Source organism: Novosphingobium umbonatum (genome assembly GCF_004005905.1).
GTDB classification, from domain to species: domain Bacteria; phylum Pseudomonadota; class Alphaproteobacteria; order Sphingomonadales; family Sphingomonadaceae; genus Novosphingobium; species Novosphingobium umbonatum.
Window position 1 is genome coordinate 1 of the sequence record NZ_SACO01000016.1, and the last position, 25,854, is coordinate 25,854.

General features: G+C 61.3%; 14 protein-coding genes and 1 pseudogene. 4 read left to right on the forward strand and 11 right to left on the reverse strand.

What is annotated here, in order from left to right; all coding sequences use genetic code 11:
• Positions 1 to 229: 229 nt before the first annotated feature.
• From EOE18_RS16045 to EOE18_RS16065, 5 genes and pseudogenes are all read right to left on the reverse strand, one after another.
• A pseudogene (locus tag EOE18_RS16045) lies at positions 230 to 397 on the reverse strand (ATP-binding protein); the annotation flags it as partial.
• A 411-nt stretch (positions 398 to 808) separates the two neighbouring features.
• Entirely contained in the window at positions 809 to 1,732 is a 924-nt protein-coding gene (locus tag EOE18_RS16050) for a sugar phosphate isomerase/epimerase family protein (protein ID WP_127711394.1), read from the reverse strand.
• Between the two features lie 19 nt (positions 1,733 to 1,751).
• On the reverse strand, positions 1,752 to 2,708 hold the full coding sequence (locus EOE18_RS16055) for a sugar phosphate isomerase/epimerase family protein (protein ID WP_127711396.1): 957 nt from the start codon (positions 2,706 to 2,708) through the stop codon (positions 1,752 to 1,754).
• 52 nt (positions 2,709 to 2,760) lie between these two features.
• Positions 2,761 to 4,080 carry an MFS transporter gene (locus tag EOE18_RS16060; protein ID WP_127711398.1) on the reverse strand — a complete coding sequence of 440 codons (1,320 nt, stop codon included), beginning with the start codon at positions 4,078 to 4,080 and terminating at the stop codon, positions 2,761 to 2,763.
• Between the two features lie 37 nt (positions 4,081 to 4,117).
• Entirely contained in the window at positions 4,118 to 4,891 is a 774-nt protein-coding gene (locus tag EOE18_RS16065; RefSeq protein WP_127711400.1) for a TIM barrel protein, read from the reverse strand.
• Between the two features lie 265 nt (positions 4,892 to 5,156).
• On the opposite strand from EOE18_RS16065, the gene EOE18_RS16070 reads away from it, so the two are divergent.
• Complete coding sequence (locus EOE18_RS16070; RefSeq protein ID WP_127711402.1) at positions 5,157 to 7,412, forward strand: patatin-like protein; 2,256 nt, start codon at positions 5,157 to 5,159, stop codon at positions 7,410 to 7,412.
• A gap of 2 nt (positions 7,413 to 7,414) precedes the next feature.
• Here the strand turns inward: EOE18_RS16070 and EOE18_RS16075 are convergent, their stop codons facing one another.
• Together EOE18_RS16075 and EOE18_RS16080 are read right to left on the reverse strand one after the other, a co-directional pair.
• Positions 7,415 to 8,110 (reverse strand): LamG domain-containing protein, encoded by a 696-nt coding sequence (locus EOE18_RS16075; protein ID WP_246027491.1) that lies wholly within the window; start codon positions 8,108 to 8,110, stop codon positions 7,415 to 7,417.
• The gene (locus tag EOE18_RS16080; RefSeq protein WP_425464305.1) at positions 8,107 to 11,883 is read right to left on the reverse strand and encodes a LamG-like jellyroll fold domain-containing protein; all 3,777 of its coding nucleotides are present in this window, start codon (positions 11,881 to 11,883) and stop codon (positions 8,107 to 8,109) included. The genes EOE18_RS16075 and EOE18_RS16080 overlap by 4 nt, the downstream gene beginning before the upstream one ends.
• Positions 11,884 to 12,146: 263 nt before the next feature.
• Here EOE18_RS16080 and EOE18_RS16085 point away from each other — a divergent pair, with 263 nt between their 5' ends.
• From EOE18_RS16085 to EOE18_RS16095, 3 genes are all read left to right on the forward strand, one after another.
• On the forward strand, positions 12,147 to 14,408 hold the full coding sequence (locus EOE18_RS16085; protein WP_127711404.1) for a TonB-dependent receptor: 2,262 nt from the start codon (positions 12,147 to 12,149) through the stop codon (positions 14,406 to 14,408).
• A 111-nt stretch (positions 14,409 to 14,519) separates the two neighbouring features.
• Positions 14,520 to 16,043, forward strand: coding sequence for a M20/M25/M40 family metallo-hydrolase (locus EOE18_RS16090; RefSeq protein ID WP_127711406.1), 1,524 nt, complete (start codon positions 14,520 to 14,522; stop codon positions 16,041 to 16,043).
• Between the two features lie 188 nt (positions 16,044 to 16,231).
• Positions 16,232 to 17,659 carry a carboxylesterase/lipase family protein gene (locus tag EOE18_RS16095; protein ID WP_127711408.1) on the forward strand — a complete coding sequence of 476 codons (1,428 nt, stop codon included), beginning with the start codon at positions 16,232 to 16,234 and terminating at the stop codon, positions 17,657 to 17,659.
• Positions 17,660 to 17,712: 53 nt separating this feature from the next.
• Here the strand turns inward: EOE18_RS16095 and EOE18_RS16100 are convergent, their stop codons facing one another.
• From EOE18_RS16100 to EOE18_RS16115, 4 genes are all read right to left on the reverse strand, one after another.
• On the reverse strand, positions 17,713 to 20,733 hold the full coding sequence (locus EOE18_RS16100; RefSeq protein ID WP_246027492.1) for an amidohydrolase family protein: 3,021 nt from the start codon (positions 20,731 to 20,733) through the stop codon (positions 17,713 to 17,715).
• 16 nt (positions 20,734 to 20,749) lie between these two features.
• Positions 20,750 to 23,188 carry a TonB-dependent receptor plug domain-containing protein gene (locus tag EOE18_RS16105; RefSeq protein WP_127711410.1) on the reverse strand — a complete coding sequence of 813 codons (2,439 nt, stop codon included), beginning with the start codon at positions 23,186 to 23,188 and terminating at the stop codon, positions 20,750 to 20,752.
• A 241-nt stretch (positions 23,189 to 23,429) separates the two neighbouring features.
• Positions 23,430 to 24,563, reverse strand: coding sequence for an adenosine deaminase family protein (locus EOE18_RS16110; protein ID WP_220446031.1), 1,134 nt, complete (start codon positions 24,561 to 24,563; stop codon positions 23,430 to 23,432).
• On the reverse strand, positions 24,563 to 25,852 hold the full coding sequence (locus EOE18_RS16115) for an NCS2 family permease (protein ID WP_220446032.1): 1,290 nt from the start codon (positions 25,850 to 25,852) through the stop codon (positions 24,563 to 24,565). Before EOE18_RS16115 ends, EOE18_RS16110 begins: the two co-directional genes overlap by 1 nt.
• Between the last annotated feature and the right edge of the window lie 2 nt (positions 25,853 to 25,854).

Sequence of the window (25,854 nt, forward strand, 5' to 3'; positions counted from 1 at the left end):
GGTCGAAGGAGGGTATGGCACAACAGTCGACGAGACTGGGTCAAAAAACCAGACCGTTACAATGTGCGAAAAGCACGCGGACTTGATTTGGATTTGACCCGCGAACTCCCATACAGGCCTGCAGTACTGTTGAGTTGCGCTGAGAATTGACCCGGGATTTTTATTGAGAATTGACCCGGGTGGGTATGGGTTATGTGCTGCCCATGGCGGTCAAGGTCAAGCTTTGGGTTTATACCTTTCTGGATTTTGGGGTGGCGGAACTGGCCCTGAAGCGGAAGCTGTCATTGCCGGTTTCCAGGATATGGCAATGATGGGTCAGGCGATCCAGTAGGGCGGTGGTCATCTTGGCATCACCGAAGATACTGGCCCAACATATTATGACGGCGCTGGAACGTTCCTAGGCGGCCTGTTCCAATCAGGAAAAGCCCGAATTATCCGGACCGAAGAAGGGCATGTCCCGTGGGCTGCACAGCCAGCGAAGGACAAACACGATGGCCATGACGGAAGGCGCACGCAAGGTCGCGTGGGAAGAAATATGTCCGATCCTATTTCTGGACAGGCGTTGGTGAGATCGCGAAGGCACGCGAATGCGATGATCGCTTTGGACCTCACCAACACTCCCTGACTGGCCGCCATATGCATGTGCCATTTCGAAGAAAATGGCCTCACGACCGAGGATCTTGCACAACAGGCGCAACCCTTTTTCAACCTCTGCTTTCGCAAATTGGCATCAATTAACTGTTTTTGATCTGATTTCTGAAATTTAGAGGTTGAATACAAACTTCACAGAATAATATTTAAACCGATCTTAGTCATAAATAACCCGCAATTCCTTATCCAGATAATAGCGCGTCATGGCCATGGACGCCAGAAGGTCGGGCGAGCCGTCATATTCGATCGAAACCCAGCCCTTGAACTCATGCTGCTTCAAGGCATGGTACAGGCCCTTCAAATCCAGATCGCCCAAGCCCGGCTCCCAGAACCAACGCCTGCCATCGTCGGTGATTTCAGGGTCCTGCGCATAGCGCACCGCGTCAGGCTGGCGCGAAGAGGCGGTGTCCTTCAAGTGGAAGGTGCTGATCCGATCGTGATAGTCGTTGTAAAAGGTCAACAGATCCTCGCCCATGATCGAGATTTGGGCGGTGTCGATGCAATAATGCACCAGCTTGGGGTCGGTCAGTTCGATCAATTCGCGGTGATTGGGCAGATTGACCGCGCAGAAAAATTCATTGTGCAGGCCGATCTTGACCCCGTGATCGGTGGCATAGCGCCCAATCTCGTTCATCACCTTGGCGCATTGCTGCACCTCGTCGCGGCCCAAAGGGCCAGTGCCGTAATAGTTTTGCGTGGGGCAGGTGTTCATATAGGTGCCGCCAAAACGGACAATCGTGTCAACGGCCTCGCGCCCTGCGCGCACAGCTTCCTCAAAATGATCCGCAGCATGGGAAGCATGGGCGCCATGGAACATGCCGATGACTTCCACGCCGCGATCCTTGGCAAAGGCGGCGAAGTTTTCGGGCGATCCAAAAAGCGGCAGGATATCGGCCAGATCCCATGGCGCGATCTCGATGCCATCAAACCCCAAAGCCGATTGATATTTCAGAATATTATCCCAATCGGAATAATAGGCGCTGTTGGTGTTGTCCTCGTAATAAAACTCACGGAAATTATCGATCTGCTTATAGGGGATCGATTTCCAATGGCACATATTGGCATAGCGGATGTTGGGCATGGCGCGGGTTCCGTCCGTCTTAATTCTGCAACTGGTTGAGCAAGGCGCGGGTTCTGAGCAAAGCGCGGAAAGGATCGCGCGTTTGGCGGGCGCTGCAGGTGATCGGGCCGGTATAGGCCAATTGATCAAGCTGGGCCGCCACCTCGATCAAGGGCGCCGAACCTTGTCCCGGATCGCGGAACACCTGGGTCGCCTTGCCCGCCGGAAATTCCGGATTGGGCGTTTGCCAGATATCATCAGCATCGACGGAATCCGTGTCGGTCAAATGAACGCAACCGATCCTATGGTGTTGCGCGGCGATGAAACCGCCCAAGTCCACTCCCGCAATCTGCAGGCTGGCAACATCCACGTCCAATTGCACCGTATCGGGCAAGGCGTCGAGCAAAGGCAGGATGCTTTCGCCTCTGAACAGGCTCCAATATTCGTTGCGCAGCACCAGCTTTACGCCCAATTCTGCGGCCTTGACCGCCAAAGCTTCCAGCCAGCCAATGGTGCGCTGGGTGAACAGCTCGGTCTGGCTGTCCAGATCGGGGTGATAATGGCGGATGCGCCCATAATAGGCCGAGGGGCTGATGGCGAGATAATCGGCACCCATGGCTGCGGCATGGGACAGCGCTTCCTGCGAGAAATGCCCGCTGGCGCCAAAGAAGAAATCCAGATTATCGTTGCGCATAAACAGGTTGGGATCAAAGGTAATCCCGCTCACCCGCTCGATCCCGCTAGCCTGTAGCGCGGCCCGATATTGCGCGGCATCGCCATATTTGGTGTTCACGCAATAGCGGTTCATCGGCACCCCGCTGCGCCCGCCAAATTGCCACACCGGCTCATAGGGTATCTCTATCGCGCGAAAGCCTGCGGTGGCGATCAAGCCATAGAGTTCCTCCCAGAAATACTTGCTTTCATAGCGATTCCGGTTGGGTTCCTGATAATGGCGGTTGATCAGATCGAGACTTATCGCGATCATTTCTGTGTTCATGGGTTTGTCCATTTCAAGCAAGGGCCGCGCCCATCGCGCGCGGCCGGATAGGTTAACGGGCGATGTCACGCCCCTTTATCGGCCACAGCAGCATCACCAGCACTTGCGCGACCAGCAAAACCACCGCCCCGCCGCTGTAGGTCCAGCGGATCGCCTCACGCGCGTGATCGGTCACATGGCCGGGGACATAGCCGCTCACGCCCAGCACATAGGCAAAGCCTGCCGTGCCCAGCGCCATGCCCAATTTGGTGGACAGGCTGATGCCTGCCGACAGCAAGCCTTCGCGGCGAGTGCCAAATTGAGCCTCGTGATAATCCACCGTTTCGGCCACCATGGCATAGGCGGCGGTGGTGGTGATCGATGTGGCCAGACAGGCGACGATATAGAGGCCAAGGAACAGGCTGATCTGTTGTTGCACAAAGGGCAAAGCAGCGAATAGCACCGCGCCCAAGGCGAGCGCCATCACCGTACCATTGCGAATGCCGGTCCGCGCCAGAATAGAAGGCGCCACAAAGGCCGACAGCAACAACATGCCCGCCACCGCCGGCAGCATCACCGAAATCATCCATGGCTGGCCCAGCACATCGATGGCGAAATAGGCGGTCGCGGCCATCATCATGCCAAAACGCGCGAAATAAAGCAGGCAAGCGCCAAACAGCACCAGCCACGCCCGATTATGCAGCATTTCTTTTACCGCAGGCCACACGGCAAAACCGGCAGAGGCGCTATCCTGGTAACGCTCCTGACAATAACGGAACAAGGCCAGCGTGCAGATCAGACCAATACCGCCAAACAATGCGGCCACCATGGTAAACCCGCGCTGCTGATCCCCGCCGCCCAGCAAGCCCACCAAGGGCATGACCGTCGCCGTGCCCAGCACCACGCTGACCGAGGTGCCGATCGAACGCAAGCCCGACAATGTGAGCCTTTCCCCGCGATCCTTGGTCATCATCGGCATCAAGGCCGAATAGGGTATGGCCTGTAGCGACATCAAAATGCCCAAACCCTTGAAGGTCAGGAAGGCATAGATCAACTGGGCGCCTTGCCCCCATGCGGGGACATGGAAAACAGCCGCCGACATCAAGGCATAAAACGGCGCGACGAACAGGAAATAGACGCGCGTCCGCCCCCAGCGGCTGCGGGTTTTATCCACTGCGATGCCGACCAGAACGTCGATCACCGCGTCCATCAAACGCGCCACCAGAAACACCGTGCCCACGGATGCCGCAGGCAGGCCCACCACATTGGTGTAGTAGAACAGCAGAAAACCGCTGGCCATATTATAGGCCAGACTGGTTCCCATATCGCCAAAACCATAGCTTAGACGCTCGGCAAAGCTCAATTTTTCGGCGCTTTTATCGATAGTTTGCATGACCACATCTCTCCCGAGTGGCAGCAGAACAGGTTCCTTAGCAGCCCAGCTTTTGTCGGGTCAGCGCAAGGGATTGGTCCATCGGCAGGCTGGGGAAATATTCCAGCCCGATGGCGCCGGCATAATTGAGGTCTTCCAGCGTTTGGCAGACCTTGGCCCAATCGAGCGTGCCGGTGCCCGGCTCGTGACGATCATCCATATCGGCCACTTGCACATGGGCGACCAGATGGATGCGCCCCGCCAAGACCTGCGCCATATCCTCGCCCATACAGGCGCTGTGCCAGACGTCATAAAGCAGGCGAAGGTTGGGACTGCCCACCGCTTCCACCAGATCGAGCCCAAGGCTGGTGCTGACCAGATACATGGCCGAAAACAGCCGCGTGTTGAGCGGTTCGAGCAAGAGCATCACCCCCGCCTCTTCCGCCACATCGGCAGCAGCGCGCAGGGCGGCAACGGCATTGGCGAAATGCTCTTCCTCGCTCATGCCTTCCACGCGAAAGCCGGAGGCGACGATCAGCGCTGGCTTGCCCAATTTCTCGGTCGCGGCAATGGTTTCCCGCACAGCCTGCACCATGTCTTCGCGTTCGGCCGGATCAACGATCGATCGGCGCGGATCAACGCAAAGGCTGGTCAAACGCATGCCGGTTTCTTCCAGCGCCTGCGCCAAGGCATCGACCGGCTTGTCGCGCCAGAGATGGAATTCGGCCAGATCCAACCCGGCTGCCTTGGCGCTGCGCAAACGCGCGGCCAGATCGCCAGATTCGGTAAATTGCCATTCAATACAGGATGATAGTGGATAGCACGCAGACATAGGACCCTTTTCCCATTCTACGGCCCCGTGGCGTTAAACCGCCCGTATGCCTGGCGGGTTTAGCCCCGCTATTTTGTTGGCCCCGCTTTTCGCTGCATTCGCCACGCAGGTCAAGATGCAAAAAACAGCGCAGCATAGGTTGGCCGGACAAGGCCCGCGCCCTAACCCATGACCGAGCGCCTGCCGCATCAGACGATTATGTGCACAGGCACCATTATTTACGCGGGCAATTGCCATCAACGGGGCAAAGGCGCAGTATACGCCCATGCGCCGAAAGGAACTCCGCATCGCTTTGGTCTGTTATGGCGGGATCAGCCTTGCCATCTACATGCATGGCGTGACCAAGGAGGTGTGGCATCTTGCACGGGCCAGCACGGCTCGTCGGGTCCATACTGACCAGCATGCAGCCCTGCCCCTGCATGGCGTCGAACAGGTCTATGCGGCCCTGCTGGACATCATAGCCCGACAGGGCGGGCTAAACCTGTCCATCCTGCCCGATATTGTCGCGGGGGCCAGCGCGGGCGGGCTCAACAGCGTGTTTCTGGCGCAGGCGATCCAGTCGGGCCAGTCGCTCGAACCGCTGACGCGGCTCTGGCTGGAACTGGCCGATATTGACCACTTGCTCACCAAAGAAGAGGGCACATGGCGGACAACCGCCAAACAGTGGCTGGCACCGCTGATCGGCCGCGCCTTGGGGGGCGAGGAGCCGCCGCTGGCCTCCGACGAGGCCGAGGTGCGCAGCAGGCTGGCCCATTTGGTGCGTGCCCGCTGGTTCAAACCTCCTTTTAGCGGGATTGGCCTTTCCGGCATGATCGCCGAGGCGCTGGATCAGATGGCCGCCAGTCCGGCGGGGCTGCGACTGCTGCCCGATGCCCACCCGCTTGACCTGTTTACCACCGCCACGGACTATACCGGTTACGTCCAGCGTATCGCCCTGCACAGTCCGGCCTGGGTGGAGGAACGCGAGCACCGGGTTTCGATTGATTTCCGTGCCGCATCGGCGGAAGGTCCATGGGCCTCGCTGCCCGAACTGGTGTTTGCCGCGCGCGCCACGGCCAGCTTTCCCGGCGCTTTCCCGCCGTTGCAGGTGGATGAAATCGACCGTTTGCTGGCCAAACGCGAACAGAACTGGACGGGGCGCGATGCGTTTCTGGCGCGGATCCTGCCTGCCTATGCGGCCAAGGGCGAATTGCACAAGGTCGCGCTGATGGATGGATCGGTGCTGGTCAACGCGCCCTTCGGGCCGGCCATAGCCGCGCTTTCTGCGCGCCCCGCCAATGTCGAAGTCGACCGCCGTCTGGTCTATATCGACCCGACCCAATCGCGCCCCCTCCATGCCGAACCGGCCGAGGCTGGCCCGCCGGACTTCTTTCCGGTCATTTTTCGCGCCCTTTCCACCATTCCGCGTGAACAGCCCATCCGCGACAACCTTGAAACATTGGCCCGCCAATCGGCCGCGCTGCGGCGCGCGCAACATATCGCCACCGGCATTCAGGACGAGGTGACCAAGGCGGTGCGTCTGGTGTTGGGGCAGGCGATTTTGGGCGCACGCCCCGCCGCCAGCCAATTGGGCGCATGGCGGACCGCGGCGCAACAGGCCGCTGCCGAACAGGCGGGCTATGCCTATCACGCCTATGCGCTTTACAGGCTGGAGGCGACACTGGACCAGATCGCCGCCAGCACCGGCGCGCCCCGTGCAACCTTGGGACGGTGGGCGCGGGCCAATCTACGGTTGACGCCATCGGAGGGGCGGGGACTGTCGAGCGAGCTGATCGCCTTTCTGCGCCAACATGATGTGGCCTATCGTCAGCGCCACATGCGCTATTTGATCGCAAGGCTGGATCAGGCCCGCGAGGCGCAGCCCGATATCCCCGAAGCCGCGCATGATCGCGCCAGCGCCGCTGCATGGCAGGCGCTTTCGCTGACGCTGGACGTGGCGCCCCATGGGGCGCTGTGCAAGACGGAGGTGGATTGGGAACGCCATCCGGCCGCCGCCTTGCGCGATCTGGCCAGCGCACGCCAATTGGACCGGTTGGACGGACAGGTGGAAGCCTTGCTGGCCGATCTTCTGCCGATGCTACCCGATGCGCTGGCCGAGGCGGTGATGTTGGCCTATCTTGGCTTTGCCTATCATGATGCCGCCACGATGGCATGGCTCCAGCAGAACGATCTGGCCGAAACATCGCCGGTGCATATCGATCGCATTTCGCCCATGGACTGGCAGGAAAGCGCGCAGGAAACCGGTCTGGCAAGGCGGTTGAAAGGTGAAATGATGCACCAGTTCGGTGCCTTTTTCAGCCGCGCCTATCGCGAGCATGATTATCTGATCGGCCGCCTGCATGGTGCCGCGCGTTTGCTCGATATTGTGTGGTCATCCTGCCCCGTGCCCATCCCCGCCGAGGAACGGGCAGGCCTGCGACGCGCGCTGTTCAACGCCATTCTGGATGAGGAGCAAGCGCAGTTAACCCGCATCCCCGAACTGATGGTCGCATTGCGCCAAGAATTGGGCATCACAGGATAGACTCAGGGTAGTTTTGGCGCCGCCATGGGCTCAGGCTGTATCCCGCCCTTGTGGAATCGGGCGGGTGACAAGGCGCGGTCGGTAAAGCGGATGCTGCGGATCGCGCCCTGGAAAAAATTGACACGGTTCATCCGCATCCCGACCGCGGACGATCCTTCCGGTTGCGGCGAGAAGCCTGCAACCTTGGCCTCGCCCTCCAGCACGCCATTGACATAGGAGCGATAGGTTGTGCCGTCAAAACTCTGCGCCACGTGGTACCAGCGGCCCAACGGGTGCAATTTGGCCGGATCGATCAACACTTGCGCATAGCCCTTGCCCTTGATGAAAGCGTCGAGATACCAGCCATCCTTGGTCACGCGGATTTCGAACATGATGCGGGTCTGGCTGACCGGATCGTCCGAGGCGAGATGCAGCCAACGCTGTTCAAAGGCGCCGCCATCGGGGCGCAGCATCGCCTCGACCGTAAACTGACCGGCTCCGGCCAGCGGATGCGCCCCCACCAAGAGCGCGTCCCCCACCCCGTCGAACAACACCGCCTTGTGCCCTGCATCCCGCAGCACAGCGGGATGGCCCAGCACCGTGGTCGCCAAACCGCCCAGACGATCGGTGCGATCAAAGCGCCAGACAGTCTGCCGCGCCTGCAACGGCGCGGCCAAGATCACACCCGCCAGCGCGGCCAGATGAAACGCGCGATTCACTGCGCAGCTTTCCCTTGCGGCATCAAATCGACGCTATTGTTGCGCAAGGTCACCTCCGCAACCTCTGTGCTGATCCTCACCCGCAGGGCCCCATGCGCGCTGGCGGGAATGGCCAGCTTCAGCTTGGCCGTACGCGGCACCAGATCAAGCGGAGCAGGCATGGCGGGCGTGGCGATCTGGGCCAGCACCTGTCCTGCGGCATCCTCCAGCGTGAGCTTGCCCGCCGGCGCAGGCGCAGAACCAAGGCTATGGACCGTTACCGTCAGGCTGTTCCCCCGCCGCTCCACATCATCGGAGCCAATCCCCAGATCCGGCCTGAATTCGGGCTGGACCGCCGCCTTCTGCTTCAGGGTAAAGCGCAAGCTGGTGCTGCCCGGAGCGAAGGTGACCGGCACGCTGCCCCCGCGTTCCAGCGTGACTTGGCGGGGAGCCTCCCCCTCTTTGGCCATTTCCCATGTGCCAGCGGTCACATTCCACGTCCCCATCTCGGCCTTTTGCACCTGATCGGTGGTGTTATAGGCGGTGACCGTGAACTGTTCAGGCGTGGCGTCGCGCACCAGCAGCGCCACTTTCACCGCGCTTTCAGGATCGGCAAAGCGCCAGCTGACCGCATTGCCCGGATAGGTCTGGTTGCGCTTGAGCGCGATGCCGCCCAAACGCTCGCGCTGCAGGAACTCGTTGGGAGCGTCGACGCGGTCGGTCCACCAATGGCCTTGGGTATACATATACATGTGCTGGCTCTTGTCCGCGATGCCATGCGCGTTCAACGCCTCCAGCCAGCTCTTGTCGCCTGTGCTGTTCCACGCCTCGAAACGGGCGAAATTATCGCCTGCCTTGGCCTTGCGGGTGATGGCCTCGGCCCAATCGGCGCGCTTGCCCAGCACGGTGATCGCATTCTCGTTGATTTCCGACAGGATGCCGAAATTATCCTTGCCCACGCGGCCCAGAACCGGACGCAGATATTTGTCATCCTGCGTAAAGCGCCAAGCCGCCCAGGCCGATTGCATCGGCAAGGATGCCCCGCCGCCATCGCCCGCCCTTTCGCTATCGCGGTCGAAACTGATGTCATTGGGGAAGGTCCACAAGCCATTGCCCCCCTGCTTTCCATGCGCCAGCAAGCCGTCGATCAGCCCCGTCACCATCCCGCGTGCCGCCGGATTGGCGTTGAATGTACCCAGCAGCACCGGCGTATGCATGATCACAAAACCATAGGGCTTTTGCCATGCCCATGGCGCGTCACGATAAATCTTGCGCCCGCCATACCAGCTGGAGGAAATATGCCGATGGCCCGCCGGGTTCACCTTGATCAGCCCGCCCAGCGCTTTGACCGTGGCCATCATCCGCTCCACCGCCTTGGGCTCGCCCCAGTTGAGATAGAGGCGTTCGGCATCGGAATTGATGCCTTCCTCATAGACATGCAATTCGTCGGTGGTGATCGCGCTCAGCCCGTTGACGATCATCCCGTTCTTGTAAACCGCATCCGACAGGGCGCGCAGCGAGGCATTGATCTTGTCCGGATCGACCCCCATCAGCGCCAGCCCCGGCCATTGTTGCAGCAGGTCTGTGTCGTCGGAAATGCCACCGCCGAAATCGCCATAGGGCACTTGCCGGTTGTCGATCCACCAATTGACGAAATGGCGCGTCAGCTTGAGATCCTCCAGCTGGCGAAAGGCCCAGAGCGGCATGCCAGCGGGCGGCACCGGCTGCACGAAAGGCGGCAACTGATCCTCGGAATAGCCGATGTCGGCCCAATATCGGCGCGCCTCCAGATTATCCGGATCAACCCGCAACAGGTCCGTAATGTCGCCGTACAGGCGGCGATAGAGCCCTGCCCGCTTGGAGGCGGTGTGCTCCTCGACCAGAAAGGCCCAATTGTCCTTCACCTGATTGAAGCGGTCGGCAATATGTTCGAGCCTAGCCTTTTCACGCTCCTTGAACACCATACGGATCGTCATGCCATCGAGCGAACGGGCACCGAAATCGGGCGAGGCCGAGGCTACCGAGAGATAGAGGCTATCCGGCGTCAGGATGCGGTCGCGCAGGTCCAGCCACAGCTTGCGCGGTTGATCGGGCGGCACCGCCACCTGCACATCGATCAGCGCGCGGTCGGGCCAGATCGGGTCCTTCACCCGAATGTTGAGCGCGATCAGCCCTTGCGCATTGGGCGTGGCATGGATGGCAGGCAAATCAATCGCCAAACCGTCCAGCCCGTCATGCACATTTTCCCAGCCATAATTCCATGCGCGGGCCAGAGCGCGATCAGGCGGAGCATCGCCAAAATTGGACGGGATCAGGATATGGACCAAAGGCCGATCATTGGCGCGCCTTTGCACCGCGCCTGCCGCATCGGCGCTGCCCGCGCCCACGGCCGCCTTCACCCCGCTGGTGGGCATGGCGACCACAGTGGCCCTTTCCTCGGCAGGGAAACGGCCCGCAATATAGGCGTTCAACCCTTTGAGCGCGCCAAGATCGGGCGAGGCATCGGCGCGAACCGTATAGCTGAGCTGGAACGTGCCCTTGGGCGCATCACCCGTATGGACGTCATAGGCCCAGATTTCCTGTATCGGCTGTTCCTGCATCACATTGGTAAAGCGCAGCTTGCCGCCTTGCCGCGGCGCCATCTCGTCAACCGAGCGGACCACGCCCTTGGGCCGGTTGGCCAGCACCTGCCAATCACCCTTGTCATCGGGCGAATAGGACAGCGTGCCATAGGCTGCGCCGCGCAATTCCACCCGATTGAAGGAAGCGCCTTGAGGCAAGGTCAGATCATAGGTCTTGCCACCCTCGACATAGACATTCCAGTCGGGCAGCTCGAAATAATCATCGCGGCCGGGCAGGCGGGAACGGTTATAGACCCCCGGCCATGTGGTCTCGTCAATGCCGTCAACGCCCTTCCACATCCATTCTTTCAGGTCCTTGGCATCGGCAAATTCAACCTTGCGGATGGTGGTCACCCCCTCACCCAGCACCGGCGGGCTCTTGCCATCCCAGCCATAGCGATGGAGCCAGCCCTGCCATGATGCAGCGGCATTGGTTGGCGCGCTGGCGGGCATTTTGCCATCACCCATCAGGCCGGTGACTTCTTGCGCGGTCAACAGGTGATCGTGGACGCGGATCTCGTCTATGTCGGCGCCGCGCATGAAATTATAGCGACTTTGCACCTGATGCGGGGCGATCACGCGGCCCGCCACGCCAAACTGGTCCAGCGCCATATCCAGATTGGCAGGCTGCCGATTGACGGCGACCTCTTTGCCGTCCCAGTAAAGCCGCACGCCCTGCGCCTCGTCCCAGCCAAAGGCGATGTGGTGCCATGCATCGGGGGCAGGAGCCGAAGGAATTGTCCAGCTGACCCTGATGCGCGACAGGTTGGCATCGGTGACAAAGGCATCGAATCCATGGCCGTTCCAGTCGATGCGCAAAAAGGCCATGTCCCAGCTGGAATGATCACCCGCGCTGGCGCGGAACAGGACGAATGGCGCCTCGCCCACCGGCGTATGGCTGCGCCAGAAGAAGGACAAGGTACCGCGCTGGGCATAGATATTGCCCGCCGCCTGCCAGGCGACATAGCCGCCATCGGCCACGCGCCCCGCACCAAGGCGCGCGCCATCAGTGATCGTGGCGACATCGCTCTTGAAATTGGGCAGAGCCTCGCCACCGGCCCGTGTGGCGGTATAGCCGCTGTCTAGCGGGGCATGGAACAACAAACCGCCCGCGTCCTGCGCTTGAAGCGGCGCGGTCGTCACGCCCAGCAGGCAACCACCTGCCAAAGCCACGATCCTGCCCAAGGGAAGCAATCCCGTCGCGACCTGCTTGCTGCGCTGCGCCACACATATCTCCTCTCGCCCGTCGGCTTGCAAACCACCGGCTTGTTCTCACGCTAGTCACACCACGTTATGACACCGGTATCAACAAGGCAAGATCCTATGCTCATGGTCACGCGATCATGCGGAAAGTTTTGCCCCCTAAAGATCAAGTTTCTTTCTCTACTTATTTAGTTGACTAATAACGCGGACCAAGGTTCAACACGGAGAAGACCATGACCCGCCCCACCCTGCGCCCCCAGCTGCTGGCCAGCGCACTTGCTGTTCCTTTCAGCCCCGCGCTAGCGCAAGAGGCTGCCGCACCCGCGAACAGTGGTGCCGAAATTACCGTTACCGCCCGCTATCGCAACGAAAGCTTGCAGCAGGTTCCCATCGCCATCACGGCGGTTTCGGGCGCATCGCTCAATGACCGCTCGCTGCACAATATTGCGGACATTGCCAATTCGGTGCCCACGGTGGATTTCCGCAATGGCTCGTCCAACAAGGATCGTACCATTTTCATCCGCGGCGTGGGCACGATTTCCACCTCGCCCGGCGTGGAGCCTTCGGTGTCCACGGTGCTGGATGGCGTGGTGTTGACGCGTCCGGGCCAGTCGACACTGGATCTGGGCGAAGTAGAGCGCATCGAAGTGCTGCGCGGCCCGCAGGGCACCCTGTTTGGCAAGAATGCCAGCGCGGGCGTGATCAACATTGTGACCAAGGGCCCCAGCGAGCGGACCTCCGGCTATGTCGAAGGCGGCGCCACCACGGACGCCGAATATCGCCTGAAGGCAGGCGTGACCGGCCGCGTGGCCGAAGGCGTGGCGGCGCGTGTCGATGGACTTTACACCAATTTCGCCGGTAACGTGAACAATCTGAACACGGGCGACAAGGTCAATGGCTTTGAACGCTATGGCGCGCGCATCAAGCTGGAGGCCAATCCCAGCGCCAATCTGAAACTGGGTCTGGTGGCCGACTATCTGCAATCGCGCGACACCGCCGTCAGCGTGTTTACAAGCAGCAGTCAGGTCACCTATCCCACCGGCGCGGTGACCGATAATGCCGCTCTGGCCAGTTTCCTTTCCACCGCAGGCATCACGCCCAGCCCCAGCAACCGCACCATCAGCACCAGCTTCAACACCGATGTGCGCGACAAGAATGCAGGGCTTGCCCTTTCCGCCGATCTCGCCTTGGGCAATGGCTATAAAGTAACCTCGATCACCGCCTATCGCATCTGGAAGAACCACCAGCATCAGGACTTTGACGGCATTTCCAGCCTCAGCGCCGCTCTGGCGCAGGGCGAGGATTATGGCGATGTTTCCTCGCGCCAGTTCAGTCAGGAATTGCGCCTGACCAGCCCCAAGGGCAAGCTGGTGGATTATGTGGTTGGCGCCTATTTCCTGAAGGCCAAGACCGACGAGCGTTATCAGCGCCAGATCACCCGCGTGGTATCAGGCGCCAATGTAGCGACAACAGGCGTGGCCAATTACGGCGTGAAAAACAGCAATTATGCGCTGTTTGGCGAGGCCAATGTCAATGTAACCAAGGCCTTCCGCGCCATTGCCGGCTATCGCTCGGTATGGGACGAATTGAGCTATTACCACAACCGCACCTCGACCAATGACCCCACCAATGCGGGCACGGGCGCGGTGACCGGCATTCAGGGCTATCATAACAGCACCGGCAACACCTCCACGCGGGGCGACACCTACCGTCTGGGCCTGCAACTGGATCTGGGCAGCCATGCCCAAACCTATGTGACCTATTCGCGCGGCTATAAGGGCCCTGCCTATAACGCCTTTTTCAACATGTTGACGCGTGACGAGATTTCGCTGGCACCCGAAACGTCCAAGAGTTGGGAAGCGGGCGTCAAGGGCAGCGCTCTGGACCGCAAGGTCACCTATGGCGTGGCTTTGTTCACCACCGACTTCAACAATTTCCAGGCCAATTTCAGCGACACGGTGGGAGGCGCGATCATCACCCGTCTGATCAACGCCGGTTCGGTCAATTCCAAAGGTGTGGAACTGGACCTGACCCTGCGCCCGATCCCCGGCCTGACGATCGACAGCGCGCTGGCGCATACGGACGCCAAGATCATCCATTTCAACTGCCCTGTTGGCGCAGCCTCCAGCTGCAATGTCGATGGTCAGCCCCTGCCCTATGCGCCCAAGTGGAAGCTGTATGAAAATGCCGCCTATCGCTTTGCCATTGCCAGCGGTTGGGATCTGGAATTGCAGGGCGATGTTACGCTCAAAAGCGCCACGCAATATCAGCTGACGCAAACGCCCAGCACGATCCAGCCCTCTTTCGCCCTGTTCAACGCCAGCGTGGCGCTGCTGGGTCAGGATAATGGCTGGCAATTGCGCGCCTATGTCAAGAACATCGGCAACCAGCATTATTCCAACCTTTTGTCCAACGGCACGCTGGCAGGCGTCTCGCGCCTCGTACCGCGCGATGATGTGCGTTACGGCGGCCTGCTGCTGCGCAAGTCGTTCTGATCGGCATGGGGGAGGGAGCCGTGCCCCTCCCCCATGCGCAAAAATGCGGGGCGCGGGCGGGATGATGCGGTGCTAAGACAAAGCCTTATCGGATGTTCCGAAGGAGACCTTATGCCAAACCCGCAACATTCCATCCTGCTGGGCGCCGCGCTGCTGTCTCTTGCCTCCCCCGCGCTAGGCGGGACGAGCGAAAACGCCGCCCTGACCACAGCCGTGCAAAAGAGCTGGCCCGAATTCATCGAATTCCTGCGCCTGCCCAATGTGGCCACCCAATCCGCCCCCGACATCCGCCGCAATGCGCAATGGGCGCAAGCCACGTTGGCCAGACATGGCTGGCAGGCGCAATTGCTGCCCGATGGCGAAACGCCGATGGTGTTTGCGCAATGGAAAGCCAAAAGCAAATCGGCCCGCACCATCCTGTTTTACGCCCATATGGACGGCCAACCGGTCTTCCCCAAGGCGTGGAAACAAGCATCTCCCTTTGAACCGGTGCTGCGGGCCAGGGATGCGCAAGGCGTATGGCAGGATTTGCCACTGGAAAAGCTGACGCAAACGGCCAATCCAGACCCCGAATGGCGCCTGTTCGCCCGTTCCGCCGCCGATGATAAAGCGCCTATCCTGATGCTGATTGCGGCGATGGATGCCTTGGTGGCCCAAGGGAAGTCTCCAGCCATCAATATCAAGCTGATCCTTGATTCCCATGAAGAGGGCGGCCCGCCCACCTTGGCCGATGTGGTGGAACAGAACCGCGCCTTGTTGCAGGCCGATGGCATTGTCATGCTGGATGGGCCGATGCATGAAAGCGGCCGCCCAACAGTGGTCTATGGCCATCGCGGCGGCACCGCTCTGGCGCTGACCGTCTATGGGCCAAGGGAAGAATTGCACAGCGGCCATTTCGGCAATTACGCCGCCAATCCGGCCATGACTTTGGCCCGCCTGATCACGGGCATGAAGGATGCCGAGGGGCGCGTGCTGATCCCCGGCTTCTATGATGGCGTGGACATCAACCCTTCGCTCAAAGCGGTTCTGGCGCAGGTTCCCGATGACGAAGCCGCCTTGCAGCGCCGCCTTGGCATTGCCGCGTCGGAAAAGGTGGGCGCCTCCTATCAGCAATCGCTGCAATTCCCCTCGCTCAACATCACCTCGATGATCGCTGGCGAGCCCGCCGCCCGCCGCACGATCATTCCGGCCAAGGCCACGGTCACTTTTGACATACGCACCGTGCCGGGCACGCCTGCCGAAAGGCAGATCGCGCTGGTCCGCAAATGGGTGGAGGGACAAGGCTTCCATCTGGTGCAGGGCGAACCGAGCGAGGCGGAACGGGTGCGCTATCCGCTGCTCGCCTCGATCACGGGCGGAGGCGGTATGAAAGCGCTGATGACCCCGCTCGATGCCCCGATCGGCCAATGGCTGCGCTCCGGCCTGACGCGGGCCTTCGGGCAGGCGCCGGTCCAGATCCCGATCATGGGCGGCGGTGTGCCTTCCGCCCCGCTCGCCGACGGGCTGAAGGCTCCGGTGATCCTGCTGCCTTTGGTCAATGCCGACGATAGCCAGCATGCCGCCAACGAGAACCTGCGTATCGGCAATTACAGCAACGGGGTCAAAAGCCTCTATGCGCTGATCACCAATCCATAAAACGGGCATTGCTGTCGAACAGTCGGCCTTGGCCAAAAGAGGCAAACATCAAACCCTTTGACAGGGAACGGTCGCCCGCGCATGTAAATGTCATCGCTGTCATGTTCTGCCGACCGGATATGTCCGGTTGCGTGGCGACATCGACGGGATACCCATAATAAAAAGTCATCCGGAAAGGGCCTGAGTCTATGAAATTGCCGCTGTTCCTTGCTTTAACCGCTGCAGCCGTGCCGGCTCTGGCGCTGCCCGGGGTTGCGCTGGCCGCCGAAGCGGGAACCACCGTGACGATCGAAACCGGCGCTTTGCGCGGCACGATCGCCGACGGCGTGGCGAGTTGGAAGGGCATCCCGTTTGCAGCCGCCCCCGTTGGCGCTCTACGCTGGCGCGCGCCGCAACCGGCAGCGGCATGGACCGGCCTGCGCGATGCCAGCGCCTATGGCCATGATTGCATGCAATTGCCTTTCCCCAGCGATGCCGCCCCGCTGGGCACGCCGCCCGCCGAGGATTGCCTTTATGCCAATGTCTGGCGTCCCGCAGGTGCCGCTGCCAAGCTGCCGGTGATCGTATGGATCTATGGGGGCGGCTTTGTGAATGGCGGCGCTTCGCCCCCCACCTATTCCGGCGCCAATCTGGCGCGTGAAGGTGTCGTTTTTGTCAGCTTCAACTATCGCGTGGGGCGCTTTGGCACCTTTGCCCATCCCGCGCTGACCGCGGCGAATGAAGACAAGGGCCTGCTGGGCAATTACGGCTTTATGGATCAGGTCGCCGCGCTCCAATGGGTCAAGCGCAATGTCGCCCAATTCGGCGGCGATCCGGCCAATGTCACCCTGATCGGGGAAAGCGCAGGCGGCATGTCGGTCAACACCATGCTGACCTCGCCCATGGCGCAGGGACTGTTTCATCGCGCCGTGGTAATGTCGGGCGGCAATGGCACCAGCCTGTTGCCCGCTACGTTGCAGACGGTGGAAAAGACCGGTGCCGATTTCGCCGCCTCCAAAGGCGTGGCGGTGGATGATCCGCAGGCGCTGGCCAAATTGCGCGCCTTGCCCGCAGAAACCGTCACCGACGGGCTGAACATGATGAAACTGTTCACGCCGGGCCCGCGCAATTTCTCCAGCCCGTTCCCCGATGGCAAGATCGCCGTCGAACCGGCCAAAGCCTTTGCCGCAGGCCAATTTGCCAAAGTGCCCGTTCTGATTGGCGCGACCAGCGCCGATATTGGCGGCAAGACCGGCTATATGGTCGCCGGTGCCCGCCAAATCGCAGCCACTCTGGCCGATCAGGGCGTGCCGGTGTGGGAATATCGCTTTTCCTATGTGGCCGATTCCATCGGCAAGCCCGGTGCAGGCCATGCCACCGACATTCCCTTCTTTTTCAACACGCAAAAGTTGAAATATGAAGGCGCCACCACCGCGCGGGACAATGGTATGGGCGCAACGATCAGCCGTTACATCCTGAACTTTGCCAAGACCGGCACGCCCAATGGTGGGGACTTGCCACAATGGCCGCAATATAGCCGCGCGGGCGATCAGATCATGGACTTTGCCGCCAGCGGCAAGGCTGAACCACAAAAAGACCCCTGGGCCACCGAACTGGACGCGGCCGTGGCGAAATAAGCCCTGACAGTCAGGGGCAATAGGAAAACTCTATTGCCCCTGACTTTTCGCCATCAAGGCTTGCGTTTGGCCTTGGCCAGCAATTCCTCCACCGTGAAGGGGCGGCCATTGGTGATCACCTGCCGCACGCGGAACGTGGCGGCAATATCCTTGCGCGGATCACCTTCCACCAGCGCAATATCGGCCAGTTTGCCCACTTCCAGCGTGCCAGCCTCCAGATTGAGCGCCTTGGCCGCGTCGGCGGTGGCGGTTTGCAGCGCCTGAAACGGCGTAAAGCCACCATCGACATAGGAGGATATTTCCGCCTGCAGATTGGGCGCGATCATCGTATCGGTGCCCGCTGCAATCACCGCCCCCGCCGCTTTCATCGCGCGTAGCCCCGCCAATTGCCCCGCCTGCAGGTTCAACATGGCAGGCGGCAACGCCTCGCCCTCGGTCACCGTCTTTTGCGCCCATGCGGGATAGAAGCTTAGGCGCGGATCCTTGCGGAAATCAGGATGCTTGGAAAGGAACGTATTGATCGCCCCGAAATTGGTGGGCGTCAACGTCCGGCCCGAACGGCCAAACAATTCGATCACATCCTGATAGACCCGCCCCTGCGGCCCCTGCTTGGGCGAGAAACCGCGCCGACTGGTGGCGCCCAGATGCTCGGTATTGTCGACGCCGGTATAGCCGGCGGGGAAAATCTCATGCGTGGCCACCGGTACGCCCATGGCATGGGCCGCCTGCACAATCCGCCTCTGGCCGAAATCGGGCATGCGGACATAGCTTTTGACCAGATCATATTTGAGCGCGCGGGCGCGGTCCAATTCCCGCTCCAGATGCGCGGGGCCAGACACCGCCACGCCCATGCGGTAAAACACCCGCTGCCATTCCAGCAGAGGCCCCGTTGTATAGATACGCGGCCCGATCCGCACGCCTGCCTCGGCGGCCTCGCGGTCTTCCACCCCGTCATAGGGCTGGTTGCCCGGATCGCGCACCGTGGTTATGCCATAGGACAGCCAGGCCAGATGCAGATTGGCGCCAAAATCCTTTTGCGCATGGGCATGGTGGTCAATCAGGCCAGGAATGGCGGTCAGGCCCGTGGCCTCGATCACCTTGCTGGCACCAGCATAGTTTTTCACATCATGGGGCAGGATCGCGGTGATGCGGTTGCCCTCTATCACAATGTCCTTATCCGCCTGCGTGGTATCCTGCACCGCATCGACCACCGCGCCCGCATGGATCACCAGTCGGGTGGCGGGAATGTCCAGTTTGTAGGTGAAGTCCAATGGCACATCGCGGATCGCGCCGGTTTCGACGCTCACGATTTTCAGCTTGTCGGCGGCTTGATAGAGCACCGACTGGCTGTCCCCGCTCCATGTGGGGTAATGGGAAATCTCGGACGTATAGGCGCGCGGCGGGCCCAAAGGACTGGCATCAGGCCCTACTGGCCAGATTTTGAGCACACCATCCTGAATGGCCGCCATCTTCTTGCCATCGGGCGACCAGGCAGGTCCGCCTCCACCCCGCGTATCGAGCGAGGCACCCGCATCGGCATCGCGCCAGAAGGGGGCACCCTTTCCATCGCTGGGCACTACCCAGATCTGGTTATTGCCCTCGCGGAAGCTGCTGGAATAGGGTTTGGACAAAGCCAGCGCGACATAGCGCCCATCGGGCGACCAAGTGGGTTTGCCCGGCTGCGGCAGGCTGGGTTGCAGGCGGGTGACCGCCCCGCTGGCCACATCCACCACTTGCAGCCCCGCCACGCCCCAGCGGCCATCGGTATCCAGAAAAGCGATCCGCGTGCCATCGGGCGACCATGCCGCGCCCAAAGGCTGGTTGGGGCCAGAGGTCAGTTGCCGGTCCGTGCCCTTGGCCAGATCGCGCAGCCACAATTGCGGCAGGCCCCCGCCCTTGTCCGATGTATAGGCCAGAAACTTGCCATCGGGCGACCATGCCGCATCGGCCTCCAGCGCCTCGTCATGGGTCAAGGCCTGTGGCTTGCCCCCCTTGGAGGACACGAGATACAGATCGCCCAAAGCCACAAAGGCGATATTCTGCCCGTCGGGCGAGAGCGCAGGATGCTGGATGCCCAGCACAGGGCGCGGCGCAGTGGAGGTAAAGTCCCGCTTGGCGCGGGCGTAAACGGGGCGGGTGGCCTCCAGCCTTGCGGTGAACGGAATAGTGGCCAGTTTGGTGCCCGAGCGGCGGCGGATCAGGCCATCGGAGATGTAGAATAGATCCCCGCCCGCCCATGTGGCGCGGAAGGGAAACACATTCTCCTTGCCCGAAACAGACTGGCCATCCACTTCCAGATGGCTGCCGGATGTGTCGGCCACCACATAGGCCAGTTGGCCCTTGCCCCCCAGCGAAGGGCTGTCATAGCGCACACCGGCAGGGGCAGCGCGCAGAGTGGTCACCTCGCCACCTTTGGCAGGGACGGCGTAAATCGCACTCTTGCCGCCCTCGCTGCCGGAAAAGACGATCGTGGCGCTATCGGCGCTCCACGCAGGTGCGCGATCCTCCCGCGCGCCTTTGGTCAATTGGGTCAACGCGCCGCTGGCCAGATCGATGGTCCAGATATCATAGCCACCGCCCCGCTCGCTGGCGAAAGCGATGCTCTTGCCATCGGGCGACCAACTCGGCTCGCGGTCATCATAGGTGCCCTGCGTCAGTTGCCTTGCCTCGCTGCCATCGGCCTTGGCGGTCCACAGGTCATAATTGCCATCACGGAAGGCGTAATAGGCGATCCTGCTGCCATCGGGCGACCAAGTGGGCAGATGGGCATCGTTGAAATAGTCGCTGATCCTTTTGGCCTCGCCGCCCTTTGCGGGCATTACCCATAGGCTGCCCTGCAGGTCAAACGCCAGCCATTGGCCATCAGGCGACACGGCCACGGCATAGGAAGTGCCCGCATGCACATCGAACGCCTGCGGCACCTCACCGCCGGGCGGCGGCAGGTTGGCGGGGCCGGGAGCGGGGGCTGCAATAGCCCCTGCTCCCCATAGCGCAACACCCAGCGCCATTGTGCCCACCCTATGCTTCTTGGCGATTTTACCAGATTTCACATCGCGTCCCGTCATTTTGGTCATGGTTGGTCATCCGGCATCAGAAGGTGTAATTGATGCGCCCGTAATAAAATCCGCCGCTAACCCCATAGGGCGAGTAGGGGTTATATTGCGAAAAGCCGCTGCCCTGCAGCGACACCGGCAGCTTGTCGGGATAGATGTTGAACAGATTGTTCGCGCCCAGCGAGAATTTGATCTTGTCGGTGATCTTGTAGCCGACATCCAGATCGACAATCACCTTGGGCTGCACGGTGGCGTCAGGCCCTGCGGCGCTGGCATTGACCTGCGTGACCGAACCATAGCGCGTGGCGCGCAGGTTCACATTGGCGCGGTCCTTTTCCCACGCGACATTGGCGATGAACTTGTTGCGCGGCGTGCCACGGGTGAAATCGCCCTGACGATCGCGCCCGATCAACACCAGACCCGCGCCAGCCAGCACCGAAGGCACGCTGTCCACGCGGGTGAACACCGTTTCGTTGAAATTGGCCGAGAGGCTCAGGTTCGCGCTGCCCAACTGGCCCAGATCAGCCCGATAGGTACCCACAATATCCAGACCGCGCGTGCGGGTATCGGTGGAATTGCCGAAATAGAAACCGCCCGCCGAAGAGGTGATCCCCGCTGCGGCCAGCACGCTGCGCACCAAAGTGCCCTGCAGGGTGGAAGAAAGCAGGATGCGGTCCTTCACCTTGATCTGATAGGCGTCCACCGTCAGGCTGAAGCGCGGGATGGCGGTGAACACAAATCCCACCGAATAATTGACCGAACGCTCCGGTTTCAAGGGTTTGGCCCCCAGCGCGATGGCCGCCGCCGAATCCACCGGCAGCGCCGAAACGGGCAGCAAAGCGCCGCTGACATTGATCGTGCTGGCCGAGGAATAATGCTGTTGTTGCAAGGTGGGCGCGCGGAAACCGGTGCTGGCTGTGCCGCGCAGGGCCAGCCCCTTTACCGGTTCCAGTCGGGTCGAGACCTTGCCCGTATCGGTCTTGCCAAAGTCGGAATAATCCTCGTGACGACCTGCCAGCGCCAGTTCAACGCCGGGCAGGATCTTCTGCTCCAGATTGACATAGGCGCTCCACGCCTTGCGCTTCCAACTGCCCGCCATGCTGGGGGCAAAGCCGGTGACGCCCTGCGATCCGCTGGTGCGCAGCACGCCTGCATTCACGCCGCTGGTCGATTTATAGCCACCGTCAATATAGGAAGCCGCCTCGCCCGCCTCGATGCCATAGGTGCTCTGGCGGAATTCACCGCCCACCGCCACGGAAAGGGGCTGGTACAGGCCCAGACCAACCTCCTTTTGCAGGTCCAGATTGTTGGTCCATTCGGTGTTCTTAACCCGCCCGATATAGAAAGTGGTCGGGCTGGCAGGCCCCATCGAGGCGTTGAGCGCCGTGGTTTCGACATAGGAGACCATATTGGTGCTGTAGCTGGAGGAGAGATCGAAATTGACCGCCGCGCCCGACTGGCTCTTTACCCCCGCCGTCACCTGATAATCGCGGTCGCTGACGTTCAGATGGGGCGAATAGCCATTGGGGTAGATTTCGGGAATATTGTTCGAAGCATCGGGGAAGCGGAAGGTGAGATAGGCGTCATTGTGGCGATGACTCATCGTGCCAAAGCTGTAGAACTTGACCGATCCCACCGGAACGCTGAAATCATAGCCGAGGTTGAAGCCTTCGCTCGCCGGTTGGCCTGCCTTGTTGACATTGCGGTCGACCGTCGCCTCGCGCGGGTCCAGAGTGCCGGTGGTGGCGCTGTAAAGCTGGCCCACGCGGGCATAGAACTGGCCTGGATTGGGAGCCGATCGCGCGGTGCGCGCCTGCACCCAGCTTTCGGCCGACAGATGCAGACGTGCCCCGCCAATGGCAAAGCCCTTGTCAATGGAGAAGCGCCCCGTCTGGCCACCGCCATCCTTGGTCGCCCCGCCCAGAAAACTGGCGCCGCCGCCCAGATCATCCTTCATGATCACATTGACCACGCCCGCAATCGCATCCGACCCATATTGCGCCGAAGCCCCATCGCGCAGCACTTCAATCCGCGAAATGCTGGTTGAAGGGATCAGGTCCAGATCGGCAGGCGATTGACCCGATACCGTGGCACCATTGATGAACAGGGTGGCGGTGTTGTGGCGACGCTTGCCATTGACCAGCACCAGCACATGGTCGGTGGAAAGGCCGCGCAGGGCCAGCGCCTTCACGGCAAAGCTGGCGCCCGAACCGGCGTTGGACACGTTGATCGAAGGCAGCAAAGTGCCCAGCAAATCCCGCACAGATTGCTTGCCGCTGGTCTGCAGATCCTTGGCCGAGAGCACGTCGATTGGCGCCAGACTTTGCGTCGCGCTGCGGGCGACTTGCCGCGTGCCGGTCACGATGATCGCATCTCCACCGCTGGGCCCATCGGCGGCCCATGCAGGCGTGGCGACAACCACAGCAGCGGCACCGGTCAACAATACCGAAGCGAGGCGTGAAGAAATGCAGGCCATGATATTCCCCCGTAATGCGCCCGAAGGGCGCAAGATTTGGTTCGCACCACCCGCTTACCCGGCGAGGGACGACACAAACGGCACTATTGCGAAGGAATGCGATCAAAACGAATTTTCGTTTTTCATACACTTATTGATAAATTGAAATTAGCCAGCATTGCCAAAGCGGGTCAATAGAAGATCATTTCGTAGTATAGCGTATAGCAGTGGAGGGAACAATTTCGTCCCTTGGCCCGGCGACCTACCGCCGTAACGAAGGCCCCTCTTCCCACTCCACAGCACCGGCAAGCATGTCGAATTCCAGCGGCCATTGCGCCGCCCATTGCGCTTTGCGTTCCGCGCTGGCCCAACTGCCTGCGATGCCGTGCAACATCATGGCGCGCAGATCATCGCGACTGGCGCCCATATGGCTATACATCAATTCCCAAGCCCCCGCCGCGCTGACGCGATGCAATTGCGGATCATCGCTATTGGGATGCAGCGCCAGCCCCATCGCCAGCATCTTGCGGATCGGATGATGATGCGCCCAATCCTCAGGCTTCATCACGCGCAGGTAATAGGAATTGGTGGGCACAACGGTGAACAACATCCCCCTGCCCTTTAACCCCTCGGCCAGCACAGGATTGTCGATCACCGTATAGCCATGATCGACACGATCCACGCCCAATTGCTCCACCGCGATGCCCACATTGGTCCATGGCATGCCAAATTCACCGGCATGGGCGGTGGTGCGCAACCCATTCTGCCGGGCCAAGCCATAGGCATCGGCAAACCATTCGGGGGGCCCGTCATTCTCGCGATAGTCAATGCCGATACCGGCCACGCGCGGGTGCCGATGGCGAAGCATTTCCTCCACCATCACCATGGCGTCGGCCGGTGGCGCCTCGCGGTCTATGGCGGGGATCATCAAGGCGCTGATCCCCAGATCGCGCTCGGCCTGTTCGATCGCCTCGACCATCGCTTGCTGGATCTCGCCATAGGGCAGGCCATGGGTGTTGAGCGTGACGGTGGGGTTCCAGAAGAATTCGGCGTGGCGCACATGGGCCTCTGCCGCATCCTCCAGATATTCGCGCACCAGTCGCGCCAGATCCTCTGGGCGGCGCAGCAAATATTGCTCCATCGCGCGCAGGGCATGCAAAACCCCCACCGGCTTGCGCCCGCGCGTATAAAGGCCCGCAGCCATATCAGCGGGGATCGGCGCGTCATAATGGCGTGCCAAATCGCGGAACGTTTCCTCACGCATGGCGCCCAGCAGGTGGCAATGCAGCTCCACTTTGGGCAGGCGCGTGAAGAAATCGCGCTGCTCGCGCGTCACAACCCGCCCTGTGGCCGAGACGGGCAACACCGCCAGCGTTTCTTCCATCGGGATCAACATCAGCGATGGCCCGTCGCGGTGGAGTATAGATAATAGGCCAAGGGCAGCGCCAGCAGCATCAGCCCCAAGGGGACCTGCCGCGCCCTTCCGCCCAGCAGGCTGACCAGCACATAGGCCACCAGTCCCACCGCAATACCGGTGCCGAAACTATTCGCCACCAGAGTGGCCAGCAGCATCAGGATCGGCGGCAAGGTCTGGTCCAACCTCTCCCCGCTCAATTGCCGCAAGGAACCCATCATCCCCGCCCCGACAAGGATCAGCGCGGGCGCGGTGGCCTGTTTGGGAATGGCCATGGCCAAGGGCGTGGCCAGCAGGGCGCCGATGTAGCACAGCGCCGCCGTTACCGGCACAAGGCCGGTCCGCCCGCCTGCTGTCGCGCCAGCGGCGGATTCAACCAAAGCCGTTCCGCCCGGAATGCCCATGAAGGGCCCGAAAGTCGCCGCCAAAGCATCGACCAGAAAGGGCCGGTCTATCCGCGGCAAATTGCCATCGCCATCGGTCAGCCCCGCCTTGGCCCCGACCGCCAAAGTGGTGCCCATGGTGGAGAAGAATTCCGCCACGAAATAGGCGAAAAGATAGGGCAAGGCCTTGATCGAGAAGGCTGCCATCCAATCGACTTGCCCGAAAACAGGCGCCAGCGAGGGCGGCATCGCCAGCACGGCATCGGGCGCATGGGTTACACCCAGCCAAGCCCCCACCGCCGTTGCCGCCGCGATCCCTGCCAGAATGGCCCCCGGTATGGCCCGCGCCTGCAAGGCAATCGCCACCGCCAGCCCGACCAGCGCCATTTGCGGGCCAGCCTGCGTGAAATCGCCCAAAGCCAAGGCGTTGCTTTTGGCATTCACCGCCACCATGCCCGCATCACGGCACCCCAGCAGCGCGATGAACAGGCCGATCGAGGCACCCAGCCCCAGCTTGATTTCCCGCGGGACCAAACGCATCACCCAGCCCCGCGCGCCGGTCACGGTCAGCAGGGTGAACAACACGCCCGAAGCCATGGCAATGCCCAGCGCGGATTGCCATGGCAAATGCTCCACCTGCGTCAGCGTCACGCCCAGCAGGGCCGCCCCGCCAATTCCCGGCCCGACAATGAAGGGCAGATTGGCATAAAAGCCCATCGCCAGACTGCCCAAGGCCATCACCATCAGCGTGGCTGTCGTGGCTGCGGCCTGATCCATGCCACCACCGGCCAACAGGCGCGGGATCACCACCACCAGATAGGCCGAGGCCATAAAGGTCGTCAGCCCCGCCACGGCCTCGCGCGGCAAGGTAGATTGCCTTTCGGCCAAGC